Consider the following 25,328-nt stretch of genomic DNA (forward strand, 5'->3'; position numbering starts at 1 on the left):
CGGGGGGATCTTATCCGAACCATATTGAGTCAGTTCTTCCCAAGTGTAGTGATGGGGTAGTTTAATTAATTCTTTAGTGTACCCTGCCAACTAATTACCTGAAACCCTACCGATCGCAGATATCCAATAATTTGAATTTTCATGGTATCTGGAAAACCTCTCTTCTTCCGCCTTCCAGTCACTTGAGCATCATTTACTCAAATACCACTGTTCTATTACCATAGACTAATACACGATTTTGTAAATGCGATCGCACTGCTCTTGCTAATACCACTCTCTCCAAATCTTTGCCTTTTCTCACTAAATCATCAACTTCATCACGGTGGCTAACTCGCACCACATCCTGTTCAATAATTGGGCCTGCATCTAAATCAGCAGTGGCATAATGAGCAGTTGCACCAATAATTTTTACCCCACGTTCAAAAGCTCGGTGATAAGGGTTTGCTCCGATAAAAGCTGGTAAAAATGAATGATGAATATTAATAATTTGCGGAAATTGACTAATAAAATCTGCACTAACAATCTGCATATATTTCGCCAATACAACTAAATCTATTTTGTGCTGGCGTAGTAATTCTAGTTGTTGGGCTTCTTGTTCTGATTTATTATCTTTAGTAATGGGAATGTGCTGGAAGTTGATATTAAACTGCTCTGCCACTACCTTTAAATTAGTATGGTTACTAATAATTAAAGGAATTTCAGCAATAAATTCTTTAGCACGTTGTCGCCAAATTAAGTCAAATAGACAATGGTCTTGCCGACTTACCCAAATAGCAATGCGTGGTACAGTATCAGAAAAACGTATTTCCCACTTAGCGCCTAAAGGTTGAGCAATCGCATTAAATGCAGGGGCAATAAACTCTCGCGGTAAATTGAACCCATCTAACTGCCATTCAATGCGGGTAAGGAATAACCCAGCAGCAAAATCTGTATGCTGGTCTGCATGGATAATATTACCACCATTAGAATAGATGAAATTGGCAAATTTCGCCACCAGTCCCCGTTGATCGGGGCAGGAAATCAGCAATGTTGCTGTCGGATTTGTCATAATATCGCCAGATTTTGAATTAATTATTTGCTGTTTGTCGGAGTCGGCTTAGGAATGATGAGCGGAGGTAGTTTCTGACTATTGTCTACAGGTTGTTTCCACTCTGATAATTCCCGATTTACAGCATTTGCAAAATCTGTAGATACCAACAGCACATTTATATTCCCATCAGGTTTTGTAGCAGGGTCAGTTTGAGCATACAAGAAACGACCATTAAAGTTAGATTTACCCAAAATCAACTGATGGCTTTGCCGGTTTTTCAGAGTGATATTGATAGTTGCTTGGGGTTTATCTAAGGAAAATTCTCCAAGCTCTCTTGCTGGAGTTGAGAGAGTGCGATCGCTATTACCCTTGACTAACAAATCCATCAAATAAGAAACAATGGCATCATTTGCTGGCCCCGATATCGGAGATTTGATTAACCACTTGGGGTTACTAGATTCAGGGTTGCGTTCCAGATCCAGGTTGATTTTTTTTGTCGTGACTGTTAAAGACTGCACATCATCTTCGGCAAAAGAAAAAATTTGCTGCTTTTGCTCCTTGATTTCTTCTCGCACAGTTGCACCTCGAATTTCATAGAAGTAAACAAAAGCGCCTAAACCCAGCGTTAGCAGTATTAAAATTAAAGTCGTTCGCGGCAATTTCATTTTTTAGTCATTAGTCATTGGCACTTAAAGAGAATTCCTAACTCCTAACTCTACCGTCGTTTCCACCAAATAATAACTGCGATCGCAAACCCAATTAAGGGTAAAATCACCAGAGATGACAATATTAAAAGATTGCCTTGTGCGGTTGTCAAAGTTATCCGACGGTTTTTCGGTTCTTTGGGGCGAATGGAAAGGGGTTGCTGATCCTGTTGACTCAGCCAAGTAACTGAGTTGAGGAATACATCTCCATTTAGTTGCTGTTGAAACAAACCATCGGTGGCGAAATCGGAATTTCCTAAAACCACTAACCGGGACTCGGTGGCTGTTTGAGATGAGGTAGTGGGAGTCGGGGAGGGAGAGGGAGCAGGGAGAGTGGGGGAAGCCTTGCTTTGGGTGGTTGGTGATGGTAGGGGTGATGGTGTGGGTGAAGCTTGGGGAGTGGAAGCAGATTTAGCTGCTTGTTTTCTTGTTAAAGCAACGCCCAAGGTTAGAGGCCCTTTGAGGTCTTTATCTGCATTAAACTCCAAACTTTCGCTTTGGAGGTCGCTTTCTGCCCAGCTGTTGGGATAGGGTTTAGTTCGTAGCAGTGGAGTAGTTTGAACACCAGGCACAGAGGTAATTTCCAGTGGTCGGGCAATCGGATAAAAAGAATTGCCGTTACCGAAATCTTTGGTAATCGGATGTTGCCCGTATTCTGTGACTAAAGGTGCAGCAGGGCCAAGTCCCACAACACTTCCGCTAGAGACATCGACTGCTAAACGATTATCTAAACGGACACCCCACTCTTGTAGCAAGCTGTCAACTTTGGGATCAGTATTGGGATCAATCATCAGCAGTAAGTTACCACCGCGATTAAGATACTCTTGCAAAGCTTTGACTTCGCCTTCAAACAGCCCTCGCTTGGGGCCAGCCACTATCACTACAGCGGCATCTTCAGGAACTTTGGAAGTTTCTCCTAAATTCAGCGGTGATGTTGTGAAATTTTTATCGCCTAATCCCTGAACTGCTTGTGATATTGCACCTTTCCCAGCCGAAAGTTGGCGTTCGCCATGACCTTGGAGTAAGTAAACTTTGGCTGTGGTTGAATTTGTTAGTTGTTGCAGGCGACTAGTTAATCTGATTTCTGACAAACGCTCATTTTCATTTACTGTTTGCACTAATTGCCGTTTATCGCCAGATTCTAAATAAACTTCCCCGTAATCTTTAACACCAAACTTTTCTGCAAGTCCTGGTCTAGCTTGGGGGTCGATGTACTCATATTTAAATTTTGAGCTTTGGCGCTGATAATTTTCTAGCAGTTCTCGGTCTTGGGGATTCTGGTTAATATCAAACACCCACACTTTAACTGGCTGTGGTAAAGTCCTCACTAGTTCCCGTGACTGGGGTGCAAGGGTAAACAATTGACTTTCTGTTAAATCTGCCCGCAAGTGGTAGCGAGTTCCCAAAAAGTTAATCAATCCCAAAATTGCTAACACTGCCAGAGTTGCCACTAGGGCATTAGTACCAGCTTGGGTAGAACGACGCTTCCACCAGTTTGTTTGGTAGCTTTGCCATATTATCCCCAACCCACTGATGACAATTCCTGTAATCAGAAATGCTAATGGAATTAATCCCCACTGTTCAGAGACTAACCCAACTGTTAAGCCAACAGCAATTAAAAACGGGCCCAACCAAAACAGATATTTCCACAGTTTATTTTTTGCAACTATCTTCATATTATTAGACTGAAGTGAGGAGTTAGGAGTTAGGAGTTATGAGTTTTAACTCCCCACTCCTAACTTTTAACTCATACCTTATATAACTACTGCCTTTGAAAGCGCAGTGCATCAATTGACTGAGCTGTGAGAAAGATACCCAAAAAAATGTAACTGGCGAATAAAATCAAAGCGCTGGTATCAAAAATGCCTTGGATGAGAGTGTTGTAATGTTTCAGCAACGACAGATAACCTAAGGCTTCGCCTATGGGGCCAGGGACAATTTTTCCGATTAAATCAATCAATAACAATAATAAAATTACTGCAAATGTGATAACAGCAGACAAAATTGTGCTGTCTGTTAAAGAGGAAATAAACATTCCTAAAGATAAAATTGCTGCTGCTAGCAAGATTAATCCAAAATGACCCAGCAAGGGTATTGACAGCGCCATTGGTGGATTTGATCCACTGATTGCGATCGCTTCCAACACTAGCATGGGTACGACCATTGAGGTAAAAAATGTTAGCACACCTAATAACTTACCTACAGCTACCGCCCAATTGGTGATTGGTGATGTGGCTAATAATTCTAAAGTGCCCCGCTTACGTTCTTCGGCATAGAGTCCCATCGAGAGAATTGGCAGGATAAACAACAATAGCCACCCCATGCGATCTAAAAATGCCCGAATAAATTCGTAGGGGACATCTATCGGCGGTATTGGCATTCCCAGTTGTTGCCCTTGTAAATCTATTGCCGCGACCCCTGGCAATATGCCATCTGGCCCTAGCAAAATCATCACTAAAAATAACCCCGCCATGAACCAAAATATGCCTGCGATCGCATAAGCCAAAGGTGATACAAAATAACTCTGTAACTCTCGGCGATAAATGGCAATAATATTACTCAGTACTACACCCATTTACGCTGCCTCTCCTTCGTTGTCTGCTGCTAAGTCTACCTCAGGATCGAAATTTTTCTCTTCTGTGGTCAGTTGCAAAAACACATCTTCTAAGGTGGCGTTAACCCGCCGCAGTTCATGTAAACCAAATCCTGCACGCACTAATGTTGTGACAATATCTTTTCCTGGTTCTTTTCCCGGTTGCGATATCACCCGCAGGTAAGCGCGATTTGCCTGGGGTTGATGACCGTGCATTCCGGCTGTCGGAATTGATTCTACCAAACTCACACCCGCTAAATTTTGCAATACCTGTTTCGCTAGGGCAGCTTCTCCTTCTATTTCCAATTCATATCCTGAGCCACCTGTCAACTGAGTCATCAAGTTTTCTGGTGTATTAGTTGCCACAACTTTACCGCGATTGATGATGGCGACGCGGCTACAAGTCATGCTTACTTCTGGCAGAATGTGCGTGGAAAGAATAATTGTGTGAGTACCAGCCAGACTTTTAATTAAATTCCGCACCTCAATTATTTGTCGGGGATCGAGTCCAACGGTGGGTTCATCTAAAATGATCGCTGGTGGATCGTGGACGATCGCTTGAGCAATTCCTACCCTTTGGCGGTATCCTTTCGAGAGTTTGCGAATAATCACCCGTCGCTTATCTTCTAAGTTGCAGCGTTCGATAGCGGCTGTTACCTTGTTGGGGCGATCGCCTGCTGGAACTCCCTTAATTCGGGCGACAAAATGCAAAAATCCCTCCACTGTCATGTCTGGATATAACGGCGGTGTTTCTGGTAAATAACCAATGCGTTGGCGTACAGCTAGGGAATTTTCATGGACATCATAACCAGCAATTCGGGCATTTCCATTAGTTGCCGGTAAATAACCGGCCAGAATCCGCATGGTTGTGGTTTTACCAGCGCCATTGGGGCCCAACAACCCTAAAATCTCCCCAGGTTCGACGCTAAAAGTGACATCAGTAATCGCTGGGGTGGAACCGTATATTTTACTCAGATGTTCAACTTCGATCATCGGTATAGTGGCGATCGCAATTTATAGAATACCCAATAATCTTAGATCACGATATTGAGTATGGGGGACTGGCACTAAGATTCGCAGATAATGGGTAAAGTTCCTGATTTATTTCTGATAGTAATCTCCGTGCTGCAAATTTAAGTAGTGCTAACTTAAAAAGTATCTACCTTGCAGATGTAGATTTAGCGGGAGCAAATCTAAATAATGCTAATTTATCTTATGTCAGCTTTCATGATGTCAATCTTCAATCAGCAAACTTGCAAAATGCTGATTTAACCTATAGTGAATTAACTTCCTCAGACTTAAGAGATATAAATTTAAGTGGTGTTAGATTAAATGTCGCAAAATTAAATGGAGTAGATTTAAGAGGTTCTAACCTCCGTGATGTTGACTTGACTCAAAGTAATGTAGATAGAGCAGATTTTCGTCATGCTAAAAATCTAACGATCGAGCAGATTAAATCGGCAGAAAATTGGCAAGAAGCAGTATATGACGAAGAATTTCGCACAAAATTAGGACTACCTGCTTGCAAGGCTAGGTTAGGAGAATATTTTGAGAGACCTTTTATTTTTAGTAAAATTAAGAAAGGATGTTTGAAAAGTCCTATTGTCGGTATCAAAAGTTTTAGATCCCCCTAAATCCCCCTTAAAAAGGGCAGGGCTGTTTCATTCCCTCAAAAGCTCAAAAAAGACTTGTGTTCTAAACGAAAGTACTTGTGTTCTGAACGAAAGCCCTCGCGTTCTGAACGAAAGCCCTCGCGTTCTGAACAAAAGCACTTGTGTTCTGAACGAAAGCACTTGTGTTCTGAACGAAAGCACTTGTGTTCTGAACGAAAGCACTTGTGTTCTGAACGAAAGCACTTGTGTTCTGAACAAAAGCACTTGTGTGTACACCGTAGCCTCTTAGGAGAGAGATTTAAAGAGAGGTTTTCCAGATACCGTAAAAAGTCAGATTAATAATAGCTGCCAGATTTACGATGCTCCAAAGCAGTGACACCATCATTTTCCAACACTTCACCGTGATCGATGACAGCATAAATTAACCATCGATCACCACATTCAAGCTGATTTTGCACCGTACATTCTAAATAGGCTAATGCCTCATTCAAAATCAAACAACCATTAAGAGCAGTTTTTGTGTCAAGATTTGCAAAAGGATTATCGCCTAAAGTGCTGTGACGAGAAAAATACCGTCGCACATTTCTTCCTTCTTTAAGGATATTCAACACAAATTTATCACCAGGATGATGCATTAACTCTGCATTTTGCTCGTTAGCGATCGCAATCATAATTCCTGGCGGGTTAAAAGTTGCCTGCGATACCCAAGAAGTTAAAACCCCTTTGTGAGTTTCTTCATCACGAGTTGTCACAACACACAGAGAACCAATGATCCGCCCCACCGCTTGTTCAGTACGATCTACATGGGTTTCTGTCACAATCTGGCGGGAAGTACGGAGTTTTTTAGTTTTCTTCAAGTTTTGGGCAAAGAAAGCACCTGCTTCTTGACACTGCTGAAGAATCTCAGGAGTAGGACTGAAACGCACCCGAAGTGTTTCAAACCCTAGTTGATAATTTGCATCTTTGAGCTTGCTTTCGATTAAATCTATTGCTTCGCCACTCCAACCGTAGGAACCAAACACCCCTGCTAACTTAGTTTTAGCCGCGACTGAGAGAACTATTCCTAAAGCAGTTTGAATTTGAGTAGGTGCATGGCCGCCTAAAGTGGGTGAACCGATAATCAAACCATCGCAAGTTTCTACAATGCGGTTAATCTCCGCAGAATCGGCAAGTTCGCAGTTAATCGATTCTACATTAATTCCATTTTGGATCAAACCTTGAGCGATCGCATTCGCCATAATTGCTGTATTTCCATAAGCAGAAGCATAAAGCAAGGCAACGCTCAACTCTTGAGATTTTTGTCCTTGGCACCATTGACGGTAATCATAAGTAAAACGGCTGAGGCTGTAACGGACAACCGGGCCGTGTGCTGGGGCATAACATCTGGCTCCCAAAGCTGACAATTTATCTAAGGCTACTTCAACTTGTTTGGCTTGGGGAGCATGGAGACATTCAAAATAGTAACGACGTTCCGCATCTAATCCCTTCCAATCTTCATCAAACAAGGTATCTTCGCAAATATGAGCGCCGAAAAGTTTATCTGTGTAGAGAATTTTTGTGGCGGAATCATAAGTACAAAGTCCATCTGCCCACCGGGGAGTTGGTACGGTGATAAATGATAGATGATGTCCTTGTCCTAAATCTAAAGTATCCCCCCGCACCGCTTGGATGCGTGATTCCCATTCGGGAAAGGCAGTTTTAAGAGCATTAGCGGCGGGGCGAGAACAAATTATAGTGGCTTGAGGAACTTGAGAGAGCAATACTTGCAGAGTTGCGCTGCGGTTGGGGTTGACATGACCGAGAACAATGTAATCTAGAGTGGTGAAGTCTAAATGTTGTGCAAGTTGCTGAAGGTAAATTTCGGTAAAAGATTCGCCAGGAGGGTCAATTAAAGCTTTTTTATCAGCTTGAATCAGATAAGAATTCGCTGTAGTTCCCCGTTGGCGAGAATACTCCACCTCAAATTTTAATCTGTCCCAAGTCCGCGATCGTAGAATCAGAGTATTTTTACCAATTTCAACAACTTGTACATCTCTGCTATGGTTGGGCGTTAATGTGGCAGCAGACATAATAACCTCTGTTAAGGATAGGGCATTGACTAAATAATTCGTAATTCGTAATTCGTAATTTGAAATAATAATGCTACGCACCTTTATATCTTCATTGAGGAATATTGTGTGTTTGTATCCTTCAATTACGCATTACGAATTATAAATTAGGAATTATGTTGGCCATTGTTTTGTATTAATTCAGACTTGGCTCGGCTTCTATAGCGTTTAGATACTTCTTGTTCGGGATCGATACCTTCAAAGGTAGGGGGTAGCCAAACTCGGAGGAACAATAGTACCCCCAGCACTAATAAAAAGGCACAAGTTGCTAAAACTTGACTCCAACTTGTTTCTAAAACACCTTTAACAATGACTTCTCGCAAGGCGGAAACGATGGAAACTTCAACAGCTACCCCAATAGATACTCGATGTTCCTGTAGGTAAATAATCAGCAGTCGGAATAGCTCAACTAAGATAAGTAAAAAGAGAATATCGGCAGTAACAGCATGAAAATCTAGAGGTGGAAGTAAAGAGAGAAACATATCTCTCACCTGAAGCACCATGAAGCTAAATAAACCGATACACAAAGAAATTACAATCACATCTTGGATAAATTCCAAGGTTCGCACAACGCGCCCACGATTGATTTCGTACATCGTAATCGGGGTGTTTTCAACAGATTTATACATAGTTTTTTGGGAGTTGTAGAGACGCGATTCATCGCGTCTGTGAGGAGACAACGAGAATGACTAATGGCCAATTAGTAATGATTGCCAATTTTGCGGTGATGAGCGGCAGTAAGTGCATGTAGATTGCCAACTCTTCCAGTTTGGACTGTGCTATAAATTACCCAATGATCTCCACAATCCATGCGGCTAGTAATTTCACATTCCATGTAAGCTAAAGCTTCAGCTAAAACGGGCGATTCATTTTTAGCTGGATATGTTTTCACTCCCGCAAATCTATCCGCACCAGGAGCAAAACGCTTGAGGAAATGTTTCATTAATCCTTGATATTTGCCTTCTTCTAAAACATTTAAAACAAAGCGATCGCCAACGTGCATCAAGGATTCAATTGCCCGATCTTTGGATACTGCGATCGCTACTCCTAAAGGTTCAAGACTCGCTTGTGTCACCCAAGAAGCAAACATTGCGCTCTGAACTTCTCCTTTTTTGGCGGTGATAATATACAATCCTGTGCTAATCCGCCCTAAAGCTTTTTCTAGCTCGGTATTGATAGATTTGATTTGTTTTATGGTGCGATCGCGGGTCAACCATTGACCCATATCTGTCCCCGCTTCATCACAAAGCTGTTCCGTTGCTTGGGTAGGAATTTCTTTAACTAAGATAGGAGGAAAAGCTTCAGTTAATCCTAGTTCTTGAAACTTATTACGTAAAGGATAAACAGGTTCATCTTCTCCACCTCCCGACTCTAATAAACCAATCGCCTGCTTCTTATGAACAGCAGCTAAAATTGTACTTAAAGCAGCTTGAATCATCACCGAAGATTGCGGTGGCATTGCAATTACTAAACCAGAAGCTTGTGCAACTAATTCTCGAACTTCTTGAGGCTCCGCACTATTGAGGTCTACTAATTCTACTGCCACGCCTGTTTTCGCGCATCCATGTGCTATGGAACGGACTAAATGCTCGCTATACCCGTAATCTTCAACATAAAATAGAGCCACTAATGTCTCTGTTTTTGCTTCTTCTAAACTCCAGTTTTGATAGCGTCCGAGCCATTCGGAGATATAGTGTTGTAATAAAGGGCCATGTCCCGTAGCAACTGTTTTTATATCTAACTTTTCAATCCGCTTTAAAGCTGCCAAGACAGATCGGGCATTTGGGCCCATGAGACAATCATAGTAATAGTGAAAATCTTCCTCTATTAAAGTAATATTTTCATCATAGGTGTGGTCATCGCAGTAGTGCATCCCAAACACATCGCAAGTGTAAAGAGTGTAAGTTTTGTGATCATAAGTCAATATTGTGTCAGGCCAGTGTAAATTAGGTGCAGAGATAAATTCTAATTCGTGTCCGTTGCCTAAATCTAATCGCTCTCCACTTTTCACCTGCATTGATTTAAAAGGCTGGTGAACCATATTTTCTAAAAATTGAATAGCCACCTTTGCACCCACAACAGTAATTGAGGGAGCTAATTGCAAAATATTTTTTACTAATCCACTGTGGTCTGGTTCCGTGTGGCTGATAATTAAGTAATCTATTTTAGCTGGATCAATTAATCCCGCCACTACCTCAAGATATAAGTCCTCAAACTTGCGGTGGGATGTGTCAACTAAGGCAACTTTTTCTCCTTGAATTAAGAAAGAATTATAGGTTGTACCATTCCGTAAACCAAACTCGATATCAAAACGTTCTCTATCCCAGTCGAGACAACGGATAGCTGTCGTTTGAAGAGCAATTTCAACAGTTTCAATCGTCAAACGTCCTGGATTGGAAATAACTTGAGTAAGCTGTGTGAGTGCAACCATTTCTTTTCTCCAAAAAGAATATTATCTGGAGCGAGTGTTATGTTTTTTATATTTACCTGAAACACTCAATTAGTAAAATGCTAATTTCTAAAGCTAATCATTAGAAAGATTTATTTATCATTTAGCTTGATTTACCATTGAATTACTCAATGTTTATCATTACTTTTATGTTCAATAATGAACGTGAGAAAATGCAAATTCTAAGTTATAATCTTGACAGATGTCGTTAACCTTTATTGCTCCTCCTCTACAACAAATCAACAGCGAAATTGCCCGCCACGCTGGTGTTGATTTGTATGTGTTGCGTCTCGATCTCATGCACCCGTGGGTTAACGGCAACAAGTGGTTCAAGCTGAAATACAATCTTTTGGAGGCTAAAGAGAAAAATTTCACAACGCTCCTAACCTTTGGCGGCGCTTATTCCAATCACATCTATGCAACTGCGGCGGCTGGTAATCTTTTCGGTTTTCGCACCATTGGTGTAATTCGTAGCGAGGAGAGGCTACCATTAAACCCTACGCTGAGTTTTGCTGTACAACAGGGTATGCAGCTTGTGTATCTGAACCGCGAGATGTATCGACAGCGCAACACACCAGCGTTAGAAGAATATCTGCGACAACGTTTTGGTGAGGTTTTTATCATTCCCGAAGGTGGGAGTAATTTAAATGGTGTGCGCGGCTGCACAGAGATAATTGCTGATGCGATGCCTACGGCTGGCTACGCCTACGCATTTGATCATATATGCGTAGCCTGTGGTACAGTCACCACACTGGCAGGTATTGCGCTTTCGTTGCATCAAGGACAAAGAGCGATCGCTTTTCCCGTTCTAAAAAATGGCGCATTTCTCGCCCAAGAAATCGAAAATTTATTGACAAATTACCTCGCCTCTGATTTACCCACACTATATAGTTCTCCTGCTTCCTGGGAATTGCTATGTGATTACCACTTTGGTGGCTATGCAAAGGTGAACGATGAGTTACTAATTTTCAGCCAACAGTTCACACAGGAACATAGCGTACCCCTCGATTACGTATATACCGCCAAAATGTTTTACGGAGTGATGGATTTACTAAAGCAGGGATTTTTTCGTAGAGGCGATTCGTTGCTGCTGGTACACACAGGAGGCTTGCAGGGCAATGTTGGCATGGAAGAAAGATTGCAGAGAGTTTCTAAAATCTGAGTTGCCACTTAATTAAATATCAGTTAGCTTTGTATGGAATTTTACTAGAATCAGTGAAATTCAAACGTCAATCTTGATATTTACTAAAACTTAGATAAGGTTAATTCAATGTTTACATCTACTGAACGCATTAAGGCGGATGATCAGAGTATTGCTCTCTATTTGGAAAATCTTCTATCAAATAAATATCAAATTCCAACCTTTCAAAGAGATGTTGTCTGGGAGAAAGAGAATGTTAAAAAGCTTTGGGATAGTATCTATAAGTTTTACCCTTTAGGAAGTATTTTAATTTGGAAAACTAATACCAAGCTAGAAAGTCATAGAGAAATAGGTGGTATAAAGTTTGCTGATAATTTTCACTCGAATGAATACCAATACATTTTAGATGGACAACAAAGAACAACTTCTCTACTAACATCAATACATGGGAGTAAGGGTAAAATTGCTAATAACGAAAACTTTGATCCAACACTATATATAGACTTGACTATTAAACTTACTGATGCGACTGATGACACAAGCTATGCAAAAAGGTTTTTGTTTTGGGACGAAATCGATGATAGAGATGGCAAGCTTACAGCAAATACTGGGAGAAAAAACCGTTATCAAGATAAACTAATTGTCAGTTTAATAGATATTATTAAAAATCCTGGGGAAATAGAAAGAAATCTTCATAAAAATGGATACGGTGACTTTGAAAATCCCTATATGCAACAATTGAGAAGGATTAGAGAAGTCTTATATAGTTATAAAATTTCTTTCATTGAGTTGAGAGGTATTGAAGTTGCGGAAGTATGCCAAATTTTTGAGCGTATTAATCAAGCTGGCAAACCTTTGGATATCTTTGATATTGTGGTTGCTAAGACCTTCCGTTCTGAAAATCAGACAAATAATATCTCTGGGTTCTATCTTCGTGAATTATTTGATCAATTTAAAAAAAGTATTTTTAGTAGTCAATACGCCAATATTGATAATTGGACATTGCTCCAGATGCTAGCTGTAGTAGTAAAACTTGAATTTCCCGAAGCTGGGATACAAAATATTACTGATATGTATCTTAATAAGCTAAAAACAGAACATATTGAAGCTGTATGGTCTAATTTTAAAATAGCCGTTGCTAAAACTTTTGATTTCTTTGATAATATTTTGCATATTAAAGGTGGAAGATTAATCCCTTACCGATATTTATACCTAACTATTACAGCATACTTTTATCGGAATGATAAACCAGATTATAGTTTTTTAAATAAATATTTTTGGTATTATAGTTTTCATCATGCAGATTTACTAACAAACACTACTCACCTCTGGGAACATATATACTTTGTTAATCAACAAAAAGCTAATAATACTTACTCATTCAATAAATTTGATATTGATAAAAATTCGATAAGAAAATCTTTCTACAGTTATAGAGGTCGCTTATCCAGAGCAATACTATCACTTTATGCAAACCACAAGCCGCAAGATTGGGCAAAACCTCATAGAGATGTTTTGTCTAATGTTTATTATTTACTAACAGATAAGCCTAACTTACACCATATATTTCCAGTTAACTTTATTAAGCAGAGTGGCATTGCTAGTCAAATAGAATGTGACAGCTTGATGAATATTGCCTACCTGTCTCAAATAACTAATTTGAAAATTAGCGATAAAAATCCATTAGATTATCTCAAAGAATATGACGATCCTGATTTAGAAGAAGTGCTACACTCTCATCTTATCCCTATAATTATTCTTGAATGGTCAAGAGCCGATGCACTTCCTGAAAACGCCCTGACAATTTTTATTGAAGAAAGGATAAACCTCTTATTAGAGGCTTTGAGGCTGAAGTTAGACGGGATTGAATTTAATGTTTTTGATATGGGCGATCGCACAGATAATATTATTACTAAATAAGCGATTGTCTAAGAAAAAAGCATTGCTAAATAAAAACATGTATTCACCCCACGGACTCGCTCTTATATGTGAGATATTCATACTTTTATTCAGCAACTCCAAAAACTTATTTTACTTTGTTGCTACGCCGATAATATGAGGACTAATAATCGGCAATTGTGCATCAAATCGCTCATAATTCACACTAGCAAAACCAGCATTCTCTAAAGATTTCCAAGTTTCTCTATCTGGATGACAACCATCACCTATCACTTTCCAAATCGGACTCATTTTGCTTTGCATCTGTCGTAATAAACTTCCTTGGGGTGCAGCAACGTGTTCAATAAATAAGAAGCGTCCACCTGGTTTAAGTACTCTTAAAATTGCTTGTAAAGTATAATCTATATTTGGCACTGAACACAAAACTAAGGTACTAACAACAGTATCTATGCTGTTATCTTCAGCATCTAACCATTCAGCATTACCAATTCTAAGGTCGATACTTAAGCCCAGTTTTTCAGCTTGTTTTCGGAGATAGGAATGCATGTGTGGGTTTGGCTCAATTCCTATCCAGTAGATATCTTTAGGGTAGTAGGGTAAGTTAGGGCCTGTTCCTGGGCCGATTTCTAAGACCTTCCCTTGGAGATTAGCAAAAAGAGAAAGTTTGCGCTCACGTACAAATTTATCGTACGTGCTGCTACTTTGAGCCATCATCCAGGCGAAAAAACGTTTCCCAAAGTTGGCAAAAATTTGATTTTGTGAATCTCCAATAATTTGGTTTACGGTCATCATCCACTTCCTAAATTTTGAGGCTATAAATTGGTGTGTCAAGCAACCATTTATAGCCTTAAGGTACGATAATTTGCGTTTCTTGTACCTCACCCATTTGACTCACCTGATTGGGTGATATTGATTAACATACACACATAGCAACTTACCGCAAGCTACCACAGTAAGAGCAAAAGGACAGACACAGAAATAGAATTTATCAGTATAGTCTTTTCAAGGTTGAGTTTTTTCAGATTTGTTCAAGTTTTGTCTTTCTGCCAACCAGGTAAATAAGACAATACCGCACAGGTCAGCACCTAAGTCAACTAAATCGAAGCTACGATAGGGTGTAAATAGTTGAATTATCTCATCAACTATACAAAAAAATATCACAATTAATGGTGCTAGAGGCAGATAAATATTCAATATTTGAATCTTACGTTTGTTTAATGCCAGATGGCCCAAGTAAGCAGCAATTCCTAACAATAAGAAATGCAAAATTGTATCGGAATACGGGATTTGTGATATTTCAGTGGGGATAATTCTTAGGTAGGCTGACATAGAGATGGATATCAAAATACCAAAGTAAACCCAAAATGCAAAAACCCAGCGCTGATTAGATTTCATTTTGATACATTTAAAAGTATTTATGAGCAATACAAAGATAACAAAGAGCGTTCCGCAATTGGGAACGCTATATTTTGGTAAATTCTCTTAAGACAATATGAATTTAAATTGAAAATTGCTAGTTCTAAAAATCAGGCATGGAGATTTGCTTGTTCTTGCAACCAAGGGTCTACAGGTTGTCCATCTTTGCGGCGTAATTCAATTTCCACTACCATCACTTCTTTTGAACCAGGAGGCGCGGGTTTTTTATGGAAAATAATCTCATAATCTTCTGGATTGTGTTTGCGTTCTTTCAACCATTCCTGTACCTTGGTTGTGGCAAAAAATGATTGCCCTTGCTCAAACATTCGGGTAATCTGCAATTGCAGTGTATAAGGATTTATGCGACCCATTTTCTACCGCCTTTGTTAAATTAGTTTTACGACAAGTAATCTGCTTACCATAGATAATCTAATGTTAGTGCGAAGTACCTACACTTGGCACTTCGCGTACAGGTGTAAATTCCAGTTTCAGCGTCATAGCATCTGTAGGAACAAAGTCCGAACCTAGTTCGGTGGATAGTCTAAGAAAGCATCGATGCTCTTGCAATTTGTATTCCACAAGTTGATAAATCTTATTTGTGCTGCTTGGTTTTTGCCGTCTTTGGCAGTAGCTACAACTTAGTAATGTTATAATAGTACTTCACAAAAAATTGTTAAAAACTTGACCGCACTCCACCCGGAACTTTTACGTACAGTAGCGGATGAGGGAACGGATGAGTTAAGGATTGTTCACCATTTCCCACTGTCTCTACAACATTTAACTACTTAATTCTGTTATAGATTGGAGAGAAGCACGCCGCTTCAAATACTGACCAACAGACTGAGATGGTTGTTATGAAGAGCAAAAATCAAGCTGTTTTCGCTTTAATTGTAAAAAGCACTATTGTATTTTTACCCTTAATGCTATGCACTGGTATTGCCAGTGGACAATCTGCACCATTAACTTCCCCAGTACTAACTCCTGCTCCAGTCTTATTGAATCAGGAACGGGAAGAATTAGCGCGACTACGAGCCGAAAAGCAAGTTCAATCTGATTTAAAGAGGGCTTTTAGCCGTACAACTATTCTAATCAATATCTGGCTAGTTATATTAAGTCTATTTCCAGTGGCAGTCATTGCTTTACTTTGGCTATTACGACGGGTAATAATCCGTGAAATTGTTGAGAGAGCAATGCAACAACTACAGGGAATAGAAAAATTACAAAATCAGCTAACCACTGTTAAGCAAGAGGCTGAAAATACTCTTCAAGAGGCTAAAAGAATAAATTCTGAATTAGAGCAGGAAACGGCTGCTTTACAACAAAAAATTTACAACGGTCAAGAAAATTTATCTAATCTTACATCTGAACTAGATTTAGCTAAAGCACAGGTTTTAAGTAGATTAGAAACTGAACTGAAAAAATCTCAAGAAAATATACAAACTTTAGAGTCAAAATTTGCTTCTGGGCTATCTAAGTTAGAGTTTGATGCTCAACAACAAAGAGATATAGCACTGGAAAATCTAGGAAAATTAGCATCTGTCATGGCAGACGAACTGTCTAATTTAAAGTTAGGTGTGCAAGAACAGCAAGAACTAGCCGTTGCTGATTTAGAAGTTTCAAGGTCTGAGTTCACATCTCAACTTTCTGTATGGCAGTCTGATGCTCAAAATGAAAAATATATAGCTATTCAAAGCTTAACAAAATTGCATTCAGAATTTGCCGAACAATTATCGAAATTACAGGTAGATGCTCAAAACCAAAAGGATATCATATTTGAAAATTTAGGAATACTAGATAAAGAATTGAAATTTCAATTATCTGAATTACAGGTAGATGCCCAAGAACAAAAACATAAAATTGTTGAGAGTTTAGCAGCATTGCAGTCAGAATTTGCTGCTAAACTATCTGAATTACAAGTAGATGCTCAAAAGTGCAAAGAGCTAATAATTGGAAATTTAGAGAAATCTGGTTCTGAGTTTAGTTCACAATTTTCAGAATTACAATGGAATGCTCAACAACAAAAGATTCTCATTTTGGAGAAGTTAGAAAAATTAGAAACTGAGTTTGTCTCTCAACTCTCTGAGTTGCAATTGGATGCCCAACAAAGAAAGGATCTCATCCTTCAAGAACTGGTTGAGATGACATCTGCATCCATGCCAGAGGCAGTAAATTCTAAAGTTGAGGTTGAAATGACACCTGCATCCATCCCAGAGGTTGTGGATTCTAAAGTTGAGGAAGAAATACAGGAACAGCTACAACAACCAGAATTAACTGCTGATGACTATGTACAACAGGGAGATGGGCTGTTTTCTCAAAGGCGTTATGAGGATGCGATCGCAGCTTACAACCAAGCGGTTAAAATTCAATCTGATGAACCTGTAGCTTGGTTAAAACGTGGTCTAACTCTAGGAAGGTTGAAACGCTACAAAGATGCGATCGCATCCTATGATAGAGCTATTCAGATTCAGCCAGATTATCATCAAGCTTGGTGCGATCGCGGCGTTGCTTTTGGTAACTTACAACAGCATCAGCAAGCTTTTGCATCATTTGATAAAGCTACACAAATCAAGCCTGATGATGCCGTTGCTTGGTTGAATCGCGGTCTTTCTCTAGTAACATTAGAACAATATGAAGAGGCAATAGCGTCTTTTGATAAAGCGCTGGAATTCCAACCCGATTCTCCCAAAATTTGGGATAAACGCGGTTATACCTTGGTAATATTGGGACGCGATGATGAAGCGATCGCTAGTTTTAACAAAGCCTTAGAAATTAAGCCAGATTATGCCAGTGCCTATTACAACAAAGCAGCCTGTTACGCACTGCAAAGACAAGTTGAACTATCTCTGCTAACTCTACAACAAGCAATTGAACTTAATCCCAGGTATAAAGAAGACGCAGCAACTGACCTAGATTTTGATGATATTGCCGATGATGAGCGCTTTAAGCAGTTAGTTGCAGAGTAAAAACCTAAAAACATTAATTACTCCCCACTCCCCCCAATTGGCGGATTCTGTTCGCCAGACATCGCTTTGAGTTTAGATGTGAAAGACTCAGAGCGATCGCTTGTTTCTGGAGTAAATTGCCCGATTGGTGCATGAATAGCAGCAGGCGGGAGCAGTTTTGGCTGTCGTTGATGATGATTTGGTGGTGGAGAGGGCGGTGGACTTTCTTGTGAAGTTTGCCTTTGGCTGACAGCAGACGATAACTGAAGCGTTGCCGAAGCAGCAAATTTTCCAGAAAGGGGAGACCTCAGGACAGTTTTATTCTCCCTAGCTTCCTCTTTGCCTTCTTCTTCACCTAAAGATGTTTTATGTTCGTAACTTTTCAGTTGTAGAGTTGCAGTATTGCTTTTTTGATAGCCGTTGCGAATCTTAGCAGGTGGTAATTGAGGACTGGTGACTTTCTCTACAGTAGGGTTTTTCTTGATTAGCGGTAGGGTTGGAGCAGGCGCTGAGGTTAAACTTTGGGGAAATTTGCTACAAATCATCCGTTCAAATTCCATGTTGAAATGATATGTAGCCTGATCCCGGCGCTGCCAAAATACTAAAATTTGCTGTACGGAAACAGCTTTATAACGACCTTGATATAATGCCTCAATCACTGCCAGGTGTAGCCAATTGAGTGGGTATTGCGTTTGCCAACGCTCAACTAGCTCATTGGCACTATACCCACTGAGATCAAAACTATAGTTAATTAATAACGCGATCGCTAAGTTGGCAGAAGTATCTGAAAGTGTTGTTAACATGGGGCTATTAGCTTTAGGCAATAGGTCTAAGATTGTCACCCATCGCATATTAGCCTAACGTGCTTTTAACTACATGGTTTTTTTTCCAAGAGTTACCAAGCCAATAGGCAGTGTTTCCTATTCTACTTGTCAACTTCTGGAATGCAACCCTACATAGACTGATTTAATCGCAGATGTTCGCCCAATGGCAACTAATGCCTGATAAACCATTGCTGCAACTTCGGCGCGTGTTGCCGGACGTGAAGGTGAAAGCAGTTTAGGATCTGGGTAATTGACGATGATTTGTTGTTGTGTAGCAGTGGCAACAGCTTTTCGGGCATAGTCGGGAATGGTATGACGATCGCCATATATTCCTAAAATATCGCTATCAACAGCTGGTAGTCCCAGTCCGTTTACTAGGGAGACAATCACCTGTAGCCGTTGGACATTTTGATCGGGGCGAAAAGTGCGATCGCTAAATCCGCCAACAAAGCCACCGCTAGCCGCGATTTGGATAGCGCTATAAGCCCAAAAATCCTTGGGTACATCAGTAAAATCAGGTGCTGAGATTTTGGGAAATGGGTTAAAAGCGATCGCCACCAAAGATGCATACTGGGCGCGAGTCATGGGTTGATCTGGCTGGTAGCTACCATCGGCAAAAGCATGAGTTAAATCCATGCTCACTAATGCCTGAATAAATGGTTTTGCCCAATGTCCATCTAGCTGAAGAGACGCGGGGCGGGGAGGGGAGGGCAAGGGGAGTTTTTGAGATAGGGATTCTGTCGGGGTATCTGAGGAAGTAGTGCTAACGGCTACTCCATTGGCTGGGATCAATTCAACCAAGCCCTTAACTAGAGTAGGATTTAATTGATTACTTACGGAAATCAGCTTTTGCGCAGTAGCATTGTGTAAATCAAATTCACTATTATCACGAAAAATATTATCACCGGGATCTTCGGTATTACCTAAGTCAGGGATGGCATTACCATTGACTAATAAACCACCTTGGGTATTTTTAACAATGAGATTTTGGCGCAGCACAGGTTGGGCGTTGCGAGAAAGTGCGATCGCGGTACGATTTTCTGATAATTTGTTATTTGCGATCGCAGGAGCGGCAAAGTCACTAATTACTATACCTAAAGGGTTTCTTTCAAATACATTCCTCAGTACTTCTCCCTGGCTATGACCTGCTATCAGTAACCCACTAGCAGAATTTTGCACAAATATATTATCTAAAATTGCGGGTTTGGCAGTACCGGTGGTAAACACGCCTTCCCGCCCACAGTCCCTCAAAGTATTGTTAGCTAAAGTAGGTGCAGCTGCTTCAATCCAGATACCAGTACCTTTGGTTGAGGGATTGGTGACAGTTACACCTAAAAGACTGGCATTATCTAGTAAGAGAAGCGTAATATTTTGTATACCAAAGCTGGGACTTTGATACTCACCACTGCCGGAAATTACAATCCCTGAACCTTTGTTCCCTTCGTTACCCACCACTGTCGCTCCTTCAGGGATAACCAGTGGGAACACCTCACCACTAGCAGCGCTGTAAATCCCCGACTCCAGATGAATTATTGTGGGGATTTTGGTTACTTTTAAGGCACGGGTGAGACTTTTAAACGGACTCAACCGTGAACCAGTATTGGTATCATTCCCTGTCATAGGGTTGATATAGAGTGTGACAACGAGGGTAGAGTTCACCATTGATAGTTGAGAGTCGGTTGTTTTAATTATGACAATCATAAATAACACTACTTGTAGCAAACTTTTTCAAAGTAGTATCCTTGTGTGTAAAAAATACATCCACGTTACTTTTTCTTGAAAGCGGATAATCTGTACACACAAGTTATAGACTCTCATGCAACATTCCGAGTTCTCATCTTGGCGTTCCAAGTTCTAAAGCTCAAGTTTCGAGTTCTAATCTCACGTTTTGATGAGTTAAAAAATTTACAGTTATCAAGTAATTTCAAGTAAGAGAAGTTTTAATACTTAATAAATTATCTAAATCCAAGTTCTCAAAGGCTTTGCGAGAAACCGTGCGTTAGATTTGGAATGCGATCAGCCTCCAAATTCATTACACCCTGTCAAAAGTGCGATCGCTATTGAGGGTAGTAAATATTTTTGTTCAAAAAACTGCTGTTTTACTCCGAAGGGCTTTCAGGCTTTCAGTCTGCTGTTGCACGCGCTCACTAATGCGATCGCAAGCTAACTCACAAAGTTCAAAAATCATTGGATCGGCAATCTCGTAATAAGCATTAGTGCCTTTGGGCTGACGAGATAAAACCCCTGCCTCAGTTAACACTTTCAAATGCTTAGATAGATTTGCCTGACCTAAACCAGTAGCCTAGGCAATTTCCATCACATTCATTGGGACTGACTTCAGACAGGTCAAAATCTGTAACCTACTTGCCTCTGAATAAAACCTTGAAATAGTGATTTTTGCAACTCTACAGTATTTATCAACTAACCCAGCATTTTTATCACACTTACAACACTGTATAAATCATTCTTGGGAGTGAAAGTTGGATGATTCTAACTATGGTATGAAGCTAAAAGCAGTTAACAAGGTATCACAAGGTTTAGGCTCATGATATTCATGCCTCATAATTTTCTACTTGTTTGGCTGGTTCAACTGCTGACTGTTGGGGTACTTGGCGGGGGAATCTACATTCTCTATGAGTGGTACGAAGGAGAACTTGTAGGAACGTCCTACTTAGTAGCTGGACTAGTAATGATTCTGTGGACTTTTGGCGGCCGTTTTATCAGTTTGCCACTGCTGCGCCGTCCTGGAAACCAAGAACCCAAGTTTATGCGTAGCAAAACTGTGCAGCGCTTACCACGACCGGATGGGAGCGTGTTGCAAGTAGAGTTTTTTGGACCTGAAGATGGTCAACCAATTATCTTGTCACACGGTTGGGGACCAAACAGTACTCTATGGTATTATGCCAAGCGACAACTAAGCGATCGCTTCCGAGTAATTGTTTGGGATCTACCAGGGTTAGGAAAATCCTCTAAACCGAAAAACAATGATCACTCTATAGAAAAGTATGCCCGTGACTTGGAAGCTGTAATTGCCATAGCAGGGGATAAACCTGTTATCTTGTTGGGACACAGTATGGGTGGGATGATTAACCTGACATTCTGTCGCCTGTTTCCAGAGCTATTAGTGAGTCGGGTGTCTGGCTTAATTCTTGTGGATACTACTTACACCAATCCGGTTAAAACTTGCATCTTTAGCAATCTGGTACGAAAATTGCAGAAACCGCTACTCGAACCTGTGTTGTACCTGACTATCGTGCTGTGGCCGGTTTTTTGGTTGATGACTTGGCTCTCGTATTTCAATGGTTCGCTGTATATCACCGTCGAACTATCTGGATTTACGGGTACTGAAACACGCGGTCAACTAAGTTTTGCAGGTCTATTATCAGCATTGGGTTCACCTAGTGTTCTGGCTCGTGGCACACTGGGAATGTTGAAATTCGACGAAACAGACACACTAGCAACTATTAACGTTCCTGTATTGGTAATGTGTGGGGCTTCAGATATAGCAACAAAACCTGTGGCGAGCGATCGCATGAAAGCAGAATTGCCTTATTCTGAACGAGTCACCCTAAAACCAGGTGGACACATGGTATTGATGGAACAAAACGAACAATTTGCCGAAGCAGTCAGCACGTTTTGCGCTGGCTGCTCATAGCTGGGATCACTACCTGAAGCTTATTTAAAGGCTAGATGTACTTAGCACCTTTTGATTACTTCCAAAGTAGAGTTCGCTCAATTCTTCCAAAAAAACATCGGTCTGCGATTCTGGATTACGGAAGTAGGGATGGATGGGAAGGAGTTCAGCACGAGGGCGGGTTTCCGGTGAAGACAAAACCTGCTCAAGCAAAGTCAGATAGTTTTCAGCAGTAGATTCCCAAGTGTACGTCTTCAAAACTCGTTGTTGACCAGCTTGGGCAAAATACTCCCACTCCTGAGCATCACATAGCAACCGTTCCAAACCCCGTGCAATATCAGCAGGATCTTCTGGGTCAACGAGTACGCCATATTCCTTATTTCCCTGTCGGAAGCTCTCGCTAGGACCACCGTTCTTGGTTGCTACGACTGGCAAACCTGCAACTGCTGCTTCTAAGGGAGCAAGCCCAAAGGGTTCGTAGAGTGCGGTCAGTGCAAATACTGAGCGGCGTTTAACTATAAACCGATAGGCTGCTGCCAGTGACTCTTGAGACTGATCTGACAAGCCAAAGGCACTGATCTTGCCCCACAAGTCTTTTTCTTTGACCACCTCCCGAATGGGGGCTAATACCTCTTCAGCTATGCCGTCACTAGCCTCCCCTCGTAAAGGATCGTCCAACCCTCCTGTAATTAGCATCAAGTTAGCTCGTTCCTGGAGTGTTGGACTCATTGCGAAGGCTTGTACTAGCCCTGATATATTTTTTTTAAGCTCTAATCGACTGGATGCTACAATAATGGGCAAATCTCGACGGGCTTCTGCAATGTCCCGTGCCAATCGCTCCTGAATCAACTCTTTGGTAGCTTCCTCATTTTCGGAACGTGCCTTTGCACCGAAAATCGAGAAATCTGCTCCCGGTGGAATTACTGCAAAGCGATTGTCGTCGTCTACATCCACTACACCACGATAGACTCGATGAGAATACTGTTCAAAGCGTTCTTGTCGTGTACTAGTGATATTAATGGCCGAGCGATTCATGCTCAGGCGTTCGGCTAAGATACGATATCTAAAATTAAATTGCTCGTCTATTTCTGTGAGATTTTCTGGGGTGGCTTCCAGTTTGTCCATCTTTTGGGCACCAAGAGAATGAGCAGTAAAGGTAAAAGGTATGCCTGTCTGCTCTTCAATTAGAGCGCCACACAGTCCTCCATCGCCATAGTGAGCAGTCATAGCATCGGGTAAGCCACCTTGCTGTTGATAAAATTTCAAGATGTTGGGTACCCAATCAGCAACCAGATGAGGCCACAATAACTCTTTAGGGAGAAATTCTTTTGGCCCAGCTGGTAAGCGGATAATGCGGACGTTATCGACTCCTGGATATGCCTCAAATGTTTCAGCAAACTCTGGCCACTCAGGGTCAATAATTTGACGGGTCAGAATATCAACTTTATGACCCATTTGAGCTATGGCTATGGCGACTTGCTTAACGTAGATCAGCTGACCCCCAAAATCTGGGTGTTTCGTGATGTGGCTATTGCCTGAATCAAAATTGCCTTGAGGGTTGAGAAATCCAATGTGCATCGCCCACTTCCTAATACAGGTTGATTTCTACTAAAGATTTTTGCCTAAAGACGGCGGCATAACAGCTTAGTGAGGTTGTTAAAAACTCCCAAGGCTGAAAAACGCAGGCAGTGAGGCTGTAGATAAATACCATCAAAAAGTGAGTCAAAGGGCTTTTATTGATTCCCTTTAACTTAAACCCAGCCAATTCGCGTATTTTCCTAATGTTTAAGTTAATCGCTACTGCGGCTCGTGCATATATACCGGATGACATAAATAGACTTATCAGCAAATGTGAAATGCTTACTGTAAAATGGTTTTAGCGATTATGACCCAAGTGCGATCGCAAACCCTAAATCGACTTAATAACGAGGGCTTAAGGGAATAAGCTAGGCTAAATCATCAGGAACTGGTACAAAGATAGCGAGAAAAAAGAATGATTGTGTCACAGACGAATCAATGAGCCATAAATCATGACTTCACTTAACTCTGTGTACAACTCAGAATCCTTACTCAAACGCCGAAATCGATAGAGCCATCCGAATGTGCGTTCTACGATCCATCGTTTCGGTAATCGCTCAAATGTTTTTGAGTTTCTTTGAATCACCTCAACTTGAATCACCTCAACTCGAACCTGTTCTCCACAAACTTGCTTGACTGCTTGAGCAAAGTTTTCTCCTGAATAGCCTTGATCTACCCAAACAACTTCCAATTTGGACAATTCTTCAACCGCCTCATCGCGGATTTCTCACAAAATCTGAAAAAAGGGGATCAAAAGCTGCGAAAATATATATATATATATATAGTAATATTACGTCTCCCCTCATTCGTTGTTCTTGAGTGTAGAGATTTATCTTGCATATCATTATTATTGGCTGTATATCTTATTCTCTGGAAGTCCCTAGAAAACTTCAGTTGGGCTTTAAAAAATGCGTTTTATGCTGGCGTCGCGCTTGCCAAAGATACTCCTCCTCTGCCCAAACTTAGACCGCTTCTTCAGAATGAAGCTTTACTATCCAGCCTAAAAGCAACAAGCCACAGGAGATGCTACATTGGCAACAATCCGGCACTATGGGGAGTTTCAGGGGACAGAAAAGCCGTCCAAAATAATATTGGAAAAAATAGTTGACACAAAGAGTTGGGTTCGCTATATTGAATAAGTGCCTGAAGCGGAGAGCGAAAACGCGACGCATTCAGGGAACCGAACCTTGAAAATATTATAGTTTGAAAGCCACTATACAGCAAGTGGTCTGCGTCAAGAAAATAAAGATAACTAAGCTGAAGTTAAAAAAGAGCAGCTAATTGAGCTAATAAAGCAAACACTTCAAAACGGAGAGTTTGATCCTGGCTCAGGATGAACGCTGGCGGTATGCTTAACACATGCAAGTCGAACGGTGTCTTCGGACACAGTGGCGGAC

Annotated in this window: 20 protein-coding genes, 1 rRNA gene and 2 pseudogenes; 6 read left to right on the plus strand and 17 right to left on the minus strand. The window is 40.8% G+C overall.

Annotated features, from left to right (window positions below; all coding sequences use genetic code 11):
- Positions 1 to 193 precede the first annotated feature (193 nt).
- From purU to F8R90_RS21150, 5 genes are all read right to left on the minus strand, one after another.
- On the minus strand, positions 194 to 1,048 hold the full coding sequence (purU, locus tag F8R90_RS21130; protein WP_196512313.1) for a formyltetrahydrofolate deformylase: 855 nt from the start codon (positions 1,046 to 1,048) through the stop codon (positions 194 to 196).
- Between the two features lie 23 nt (positions 1,049 to 1,071).
- Positions 1,072 to 1,695, minus strand: coding sequence for a DUF4340 domain-containing protein (locus F8R90_RS21135; protein WP_196512314.1), 624 nt, complete (start codon positions 1,693 to 1,695; stop codon positions 1,072 to 1,074).
- A 50-nt stretch (positions 1,696 to 1,745) separates the two neighbouring features.
- Positions 1,746 to 3,410, minus strand: a complete 1,665-nt coding sequence (locus tag F8R90_RS21140; RefSeq protein WP_196512315.1) for a GldG family protein — start codon at positions 3,408 to 3,410, stop codon at positions 1,746 to 1,748.
- A gap of 86 nt (positions 3,411 to 3,496) precedes the next feature.
- Positions 3,497 to 4,309 (minus strand): ABC transporter permease, encoded by an 813-nt coding sequence (locus F8R90_RS21145; protein ID WP_190896376.1) that lies wholly within the window; start codon positions 4,307 to 4,309, stop codon positions 3,497 to 3,499.
- The gene (locus tag F8R90_RS21150; protein WP_196512316.1) at positions 4,310 to 5,320 is read right to left on the minus strand and encodes an ABC transporter ATP-binding protein; all 1,011 of its coding nucleotides are present in this window, start codon (positions 5,318 to 5,320) and stop codon (positions 4,310 to 4,312) included.
- A 110-nt stretch (positions 5,321 to 5,430) separates the two neighbouring features.
- Here F8R90_RS21150 and F8R90_RS21155 point away from each other — a divergent pair, with 110 nt between their 5' ends.
- Positions 5,431 to 5,961, plus strand: a complete 531-nt coding sequence (locus tag F8R90_RS21155) for a pentapeptide repeat-containing protein (protein ID WP_196512329.1) — start codon at positions 5,431 to 5,433, stop codon at positions 5,959 to 5,961.
- A 314-nt stretch (positions 5,962 to 6,275) separates the two neighbouring features.
- On the opposite strand, the gene F8R90_RS21160 is transcribed toward F8R90_RS21155, so the two are convergent.
- From F8R90_RS21160 to F8R90_RS21170, 3 genes are all read right to left on the minus strand, one after another.
- Positions 6,276 to 8,009 (minus strand): diflavin flavoprotein, encoded by a 1,734-nt coding sequence (locus F8R90_RS21160; RefSeq protein ID WP_196512317.1) that lies wholly within the window; start codon positions 8,007 to 8,009, stop codon positions 6,276 to 6,278.
- 146 nt (positions 8,010 to 8,155) lie between these two features.
- Positions 8,156 to 8,677: a phosphate-starvation-inducible PsiE family protein gene (locus F8R90_RS21165; protein WP_196512318.1), complete on the minus strand. Its 522-nt coding sequence runs from the start codon at positions 8,675 to 8,677 to the stop codon at positions 8,156 to 8,158.
- A 71-nt stretch (positions 8,678 to 8,748) separates the two neighbouring features.
- A complete protein-coding gene (locus F8R90_RS21170) occupies positions 8,749 to 10,479 on the minus strand; it encodes a diflavin flavoprotein (protein ID WP_196512319.1) in 1,731 nt (576 codons plus the stop codon).
- A 220-nt stretch (positions 10,480 to 10,699) separates the two neighbouring features.
- Between F8R90_RS21170 and F8R90_RS21175 the strand changes: the two genes are divergently transcribed.
- Entirely contained in the window at positions 10,700 to 11,659 is a 960-nt protein-coding gene (locus F8R90_RS21175; protein ID WP_196512320.1) for a 1-aminocyclopropane-1-carboxylate deaminase/D-cysteine desulfhydrase, read from the plus strand.
- 108 nt (positions 11,660 to 11,767) lie between these two features.
- The gene (locus tag F8R90_RS21180) at positions 11,768 to 13,558 is read left to right on the plus strand and encodes a GmrSD restriction endonuclease domain-containing protein (protein ID WP_196512321.1); all 1,791 of its coding nucleotides are present in this window, start codon (positions 11,768 to 11,770) and stop codon (positions 13,556 to 13,558) included.
- A 111-nt stretch (positions 13,559 to 13,669) separates the two neighbouring features.
- On the opposite strand, the gene F8R90_RS21185 is transcribed toward F8R90_RS21180, so the two are convergent.
- The 3 genes from F8R90_RS21185 to F8R90_RS21195 all read right to left on the minus strand — a co-directional run bounded on the left by F8R90_RS21185 (position 13,670) and on the right by F8R90_RS21195 (position 15,324).
- Complete coding sequence (locus F8R90_RS21185; RefSeq protein ID WP_196512322.1) at positions 13,670 to 14,329, minus strand: class I SAM-dependent methyltransferase; 660 nt, start codon at positions 14,327 to 14,329, stop codon at positions 13,670 to 13,672.
- Between the two features lie 210 nt (positions 14,330 to 14,539).
- Positions 14,540 to 14,932 carry a VanZ family protein gene (locus tag F8R90_RS21190; protein WP_196512323.1) on the minus strand — a complete coding sequence of 131 codons (393 nt, stop codon included), beginning with the start codon at positions 14,930 to 14,932 and terminating at the stop codon, positions 14,540 to 14,542.
- Between the two features lie 131 nt (positions 14,933 to 15,063).
- The gene (locus F8R90_RS21195) at positions 15,064 to 15,324 is read right to left on the minus strand and encodes a hypothetical protein (RefSeq protein ID WP_190730476.1); all 261 of its coding nucleotides are present in this window, start codon (positions 15,322 to 15,324) and stop codon (positions 15,064 to 15,066) included.
- 483 nt (positions 15,325 to 15,807) lie between these two features.
- Between F8R90_RS21195 and F8R90_RS21200 the strand changes: the two genes are divergently transcribed.
- Positions 15,808 to 17,916, plus strand: coding sequence for a tetratricopeptide repeat protein (locus tag F8R90_RS21200; RefSeq protein ID WP_196512324.1), 2,109 nt, complete (start codon positions 15,808 to 15,810; stop codon positions 17,914 to 17,916).
- A gap of 17 nt (positions 17,917 to 17,933) precedes the next feature.
- On the opposite strand, the gene F8R90_RS21205 is transcribed toward F8R90_RS21200, so the two are convergent.
- The 3 genes and pseudogenes from F8R90_RS21205 to F8R90_RS21215 all read right to left on the minus strand — a co-directional run.
- Complete coding sequence (locus F8R90_RS21205; protein ID WP_196512325.1) at positions 17,934 to 18,698, minus strand: hypothetical protein; 765 nt, start codon at positions 18,696 to 18,698, stop codon at positions 17,934 to 17,936.
- A gap of 129 nt (positions 18,699 to 18,827) precedes the next feature.
- Entirely contained in the window at positions 18,828 to 20,381 is a 1,554-nt protein-coding gene (locus F8R90_RS21210; protein ID WP_196512330.1) for a DUF1565 domain-containing protein, read from the minus strand.
- 421 nt (positions 20,382 to 20,802) lie between these two features.
- Positions 20,803 to 21,109 (minus strand): annotated as a pseudogene (locus F8R90_RS21215) (ArsR/SmtB family transcription factor); the annotation flags it as partial.
- 164 nt (positions 21,110 to 21,273) lie between these two features.
- Between F8R90_RS21215 and F8R90_RS21220 the strand changes: the two are divergent.
- On the plus strand, positions 21,274 to 22,374 hold the full coding sequence (locus F8R90_RS21220) for an alpha/beta fold hydrolase (protein WP_230966582.1): 1,101 nt from the start codon (positions 21,274 to 21,276) through the stop codon (positions 22,372 to 22,374).
- A 24-nt stretch (positions 22,375 to 22,398) separates the two neighbouring features.
- On the opposite strand, the gene F8R90_RS21225 is transcribed toward F8R90_RS21220, so the two are convergent.
- The 3 genes and pseudogenes from F8R90_RS21225 to F8R90_RS21230 all read right to left on the minus strand — a co-directional run.
- Entirely contained in the window at positions 22,399 to 23,931 is a 1,533-nt protein-coding gene (locus F8R90_RS21225; protein WP_196512327.1) for a glycosyltransferase, read from the minus strand.
- A gap of 10 nt (positions 23,932 to 23,941) precedes the next feature.
- Positions 23,942 to 24,184, minus strand: coding sequence for a hypothetical protein (locus tag F8R90_RS33020; protein WP_230966584.1), 243 nt, complete (start codon positions 24,182 to 24,184; stop codon positions 23,942 to 23,944).
- Positions 24,185 to 24,355: 171 nt separating this feature from the next.
- Positions 24,356 to 24,646 (minus strand): annotated as a pseudogene (locus F8R90_RS21230) (transposase); the annotation flags it as partial.
- A gap of 590 nt (positions 24,647 to 25,236) precedes the next feature.
- Between F8R90_RS21230 and F8R90_RS21235 the strand changes: the two are divergent.
- Positions 25,237 to 25,328, plus strand: a 16S ribosomal RNA gene (locus F8R90_RS21235); the annotation flags it as partial.

This window comes from Nostoc sp. NZL, from assembly GCF_015714705.1.
GTDB classification, from domain to species: Bacteria; Cyanobacteriota; Cyanobacteriia; order Cyanobacteriales; family Nostocaceae; genus Nostoc; species Nostoc foliaceum_A.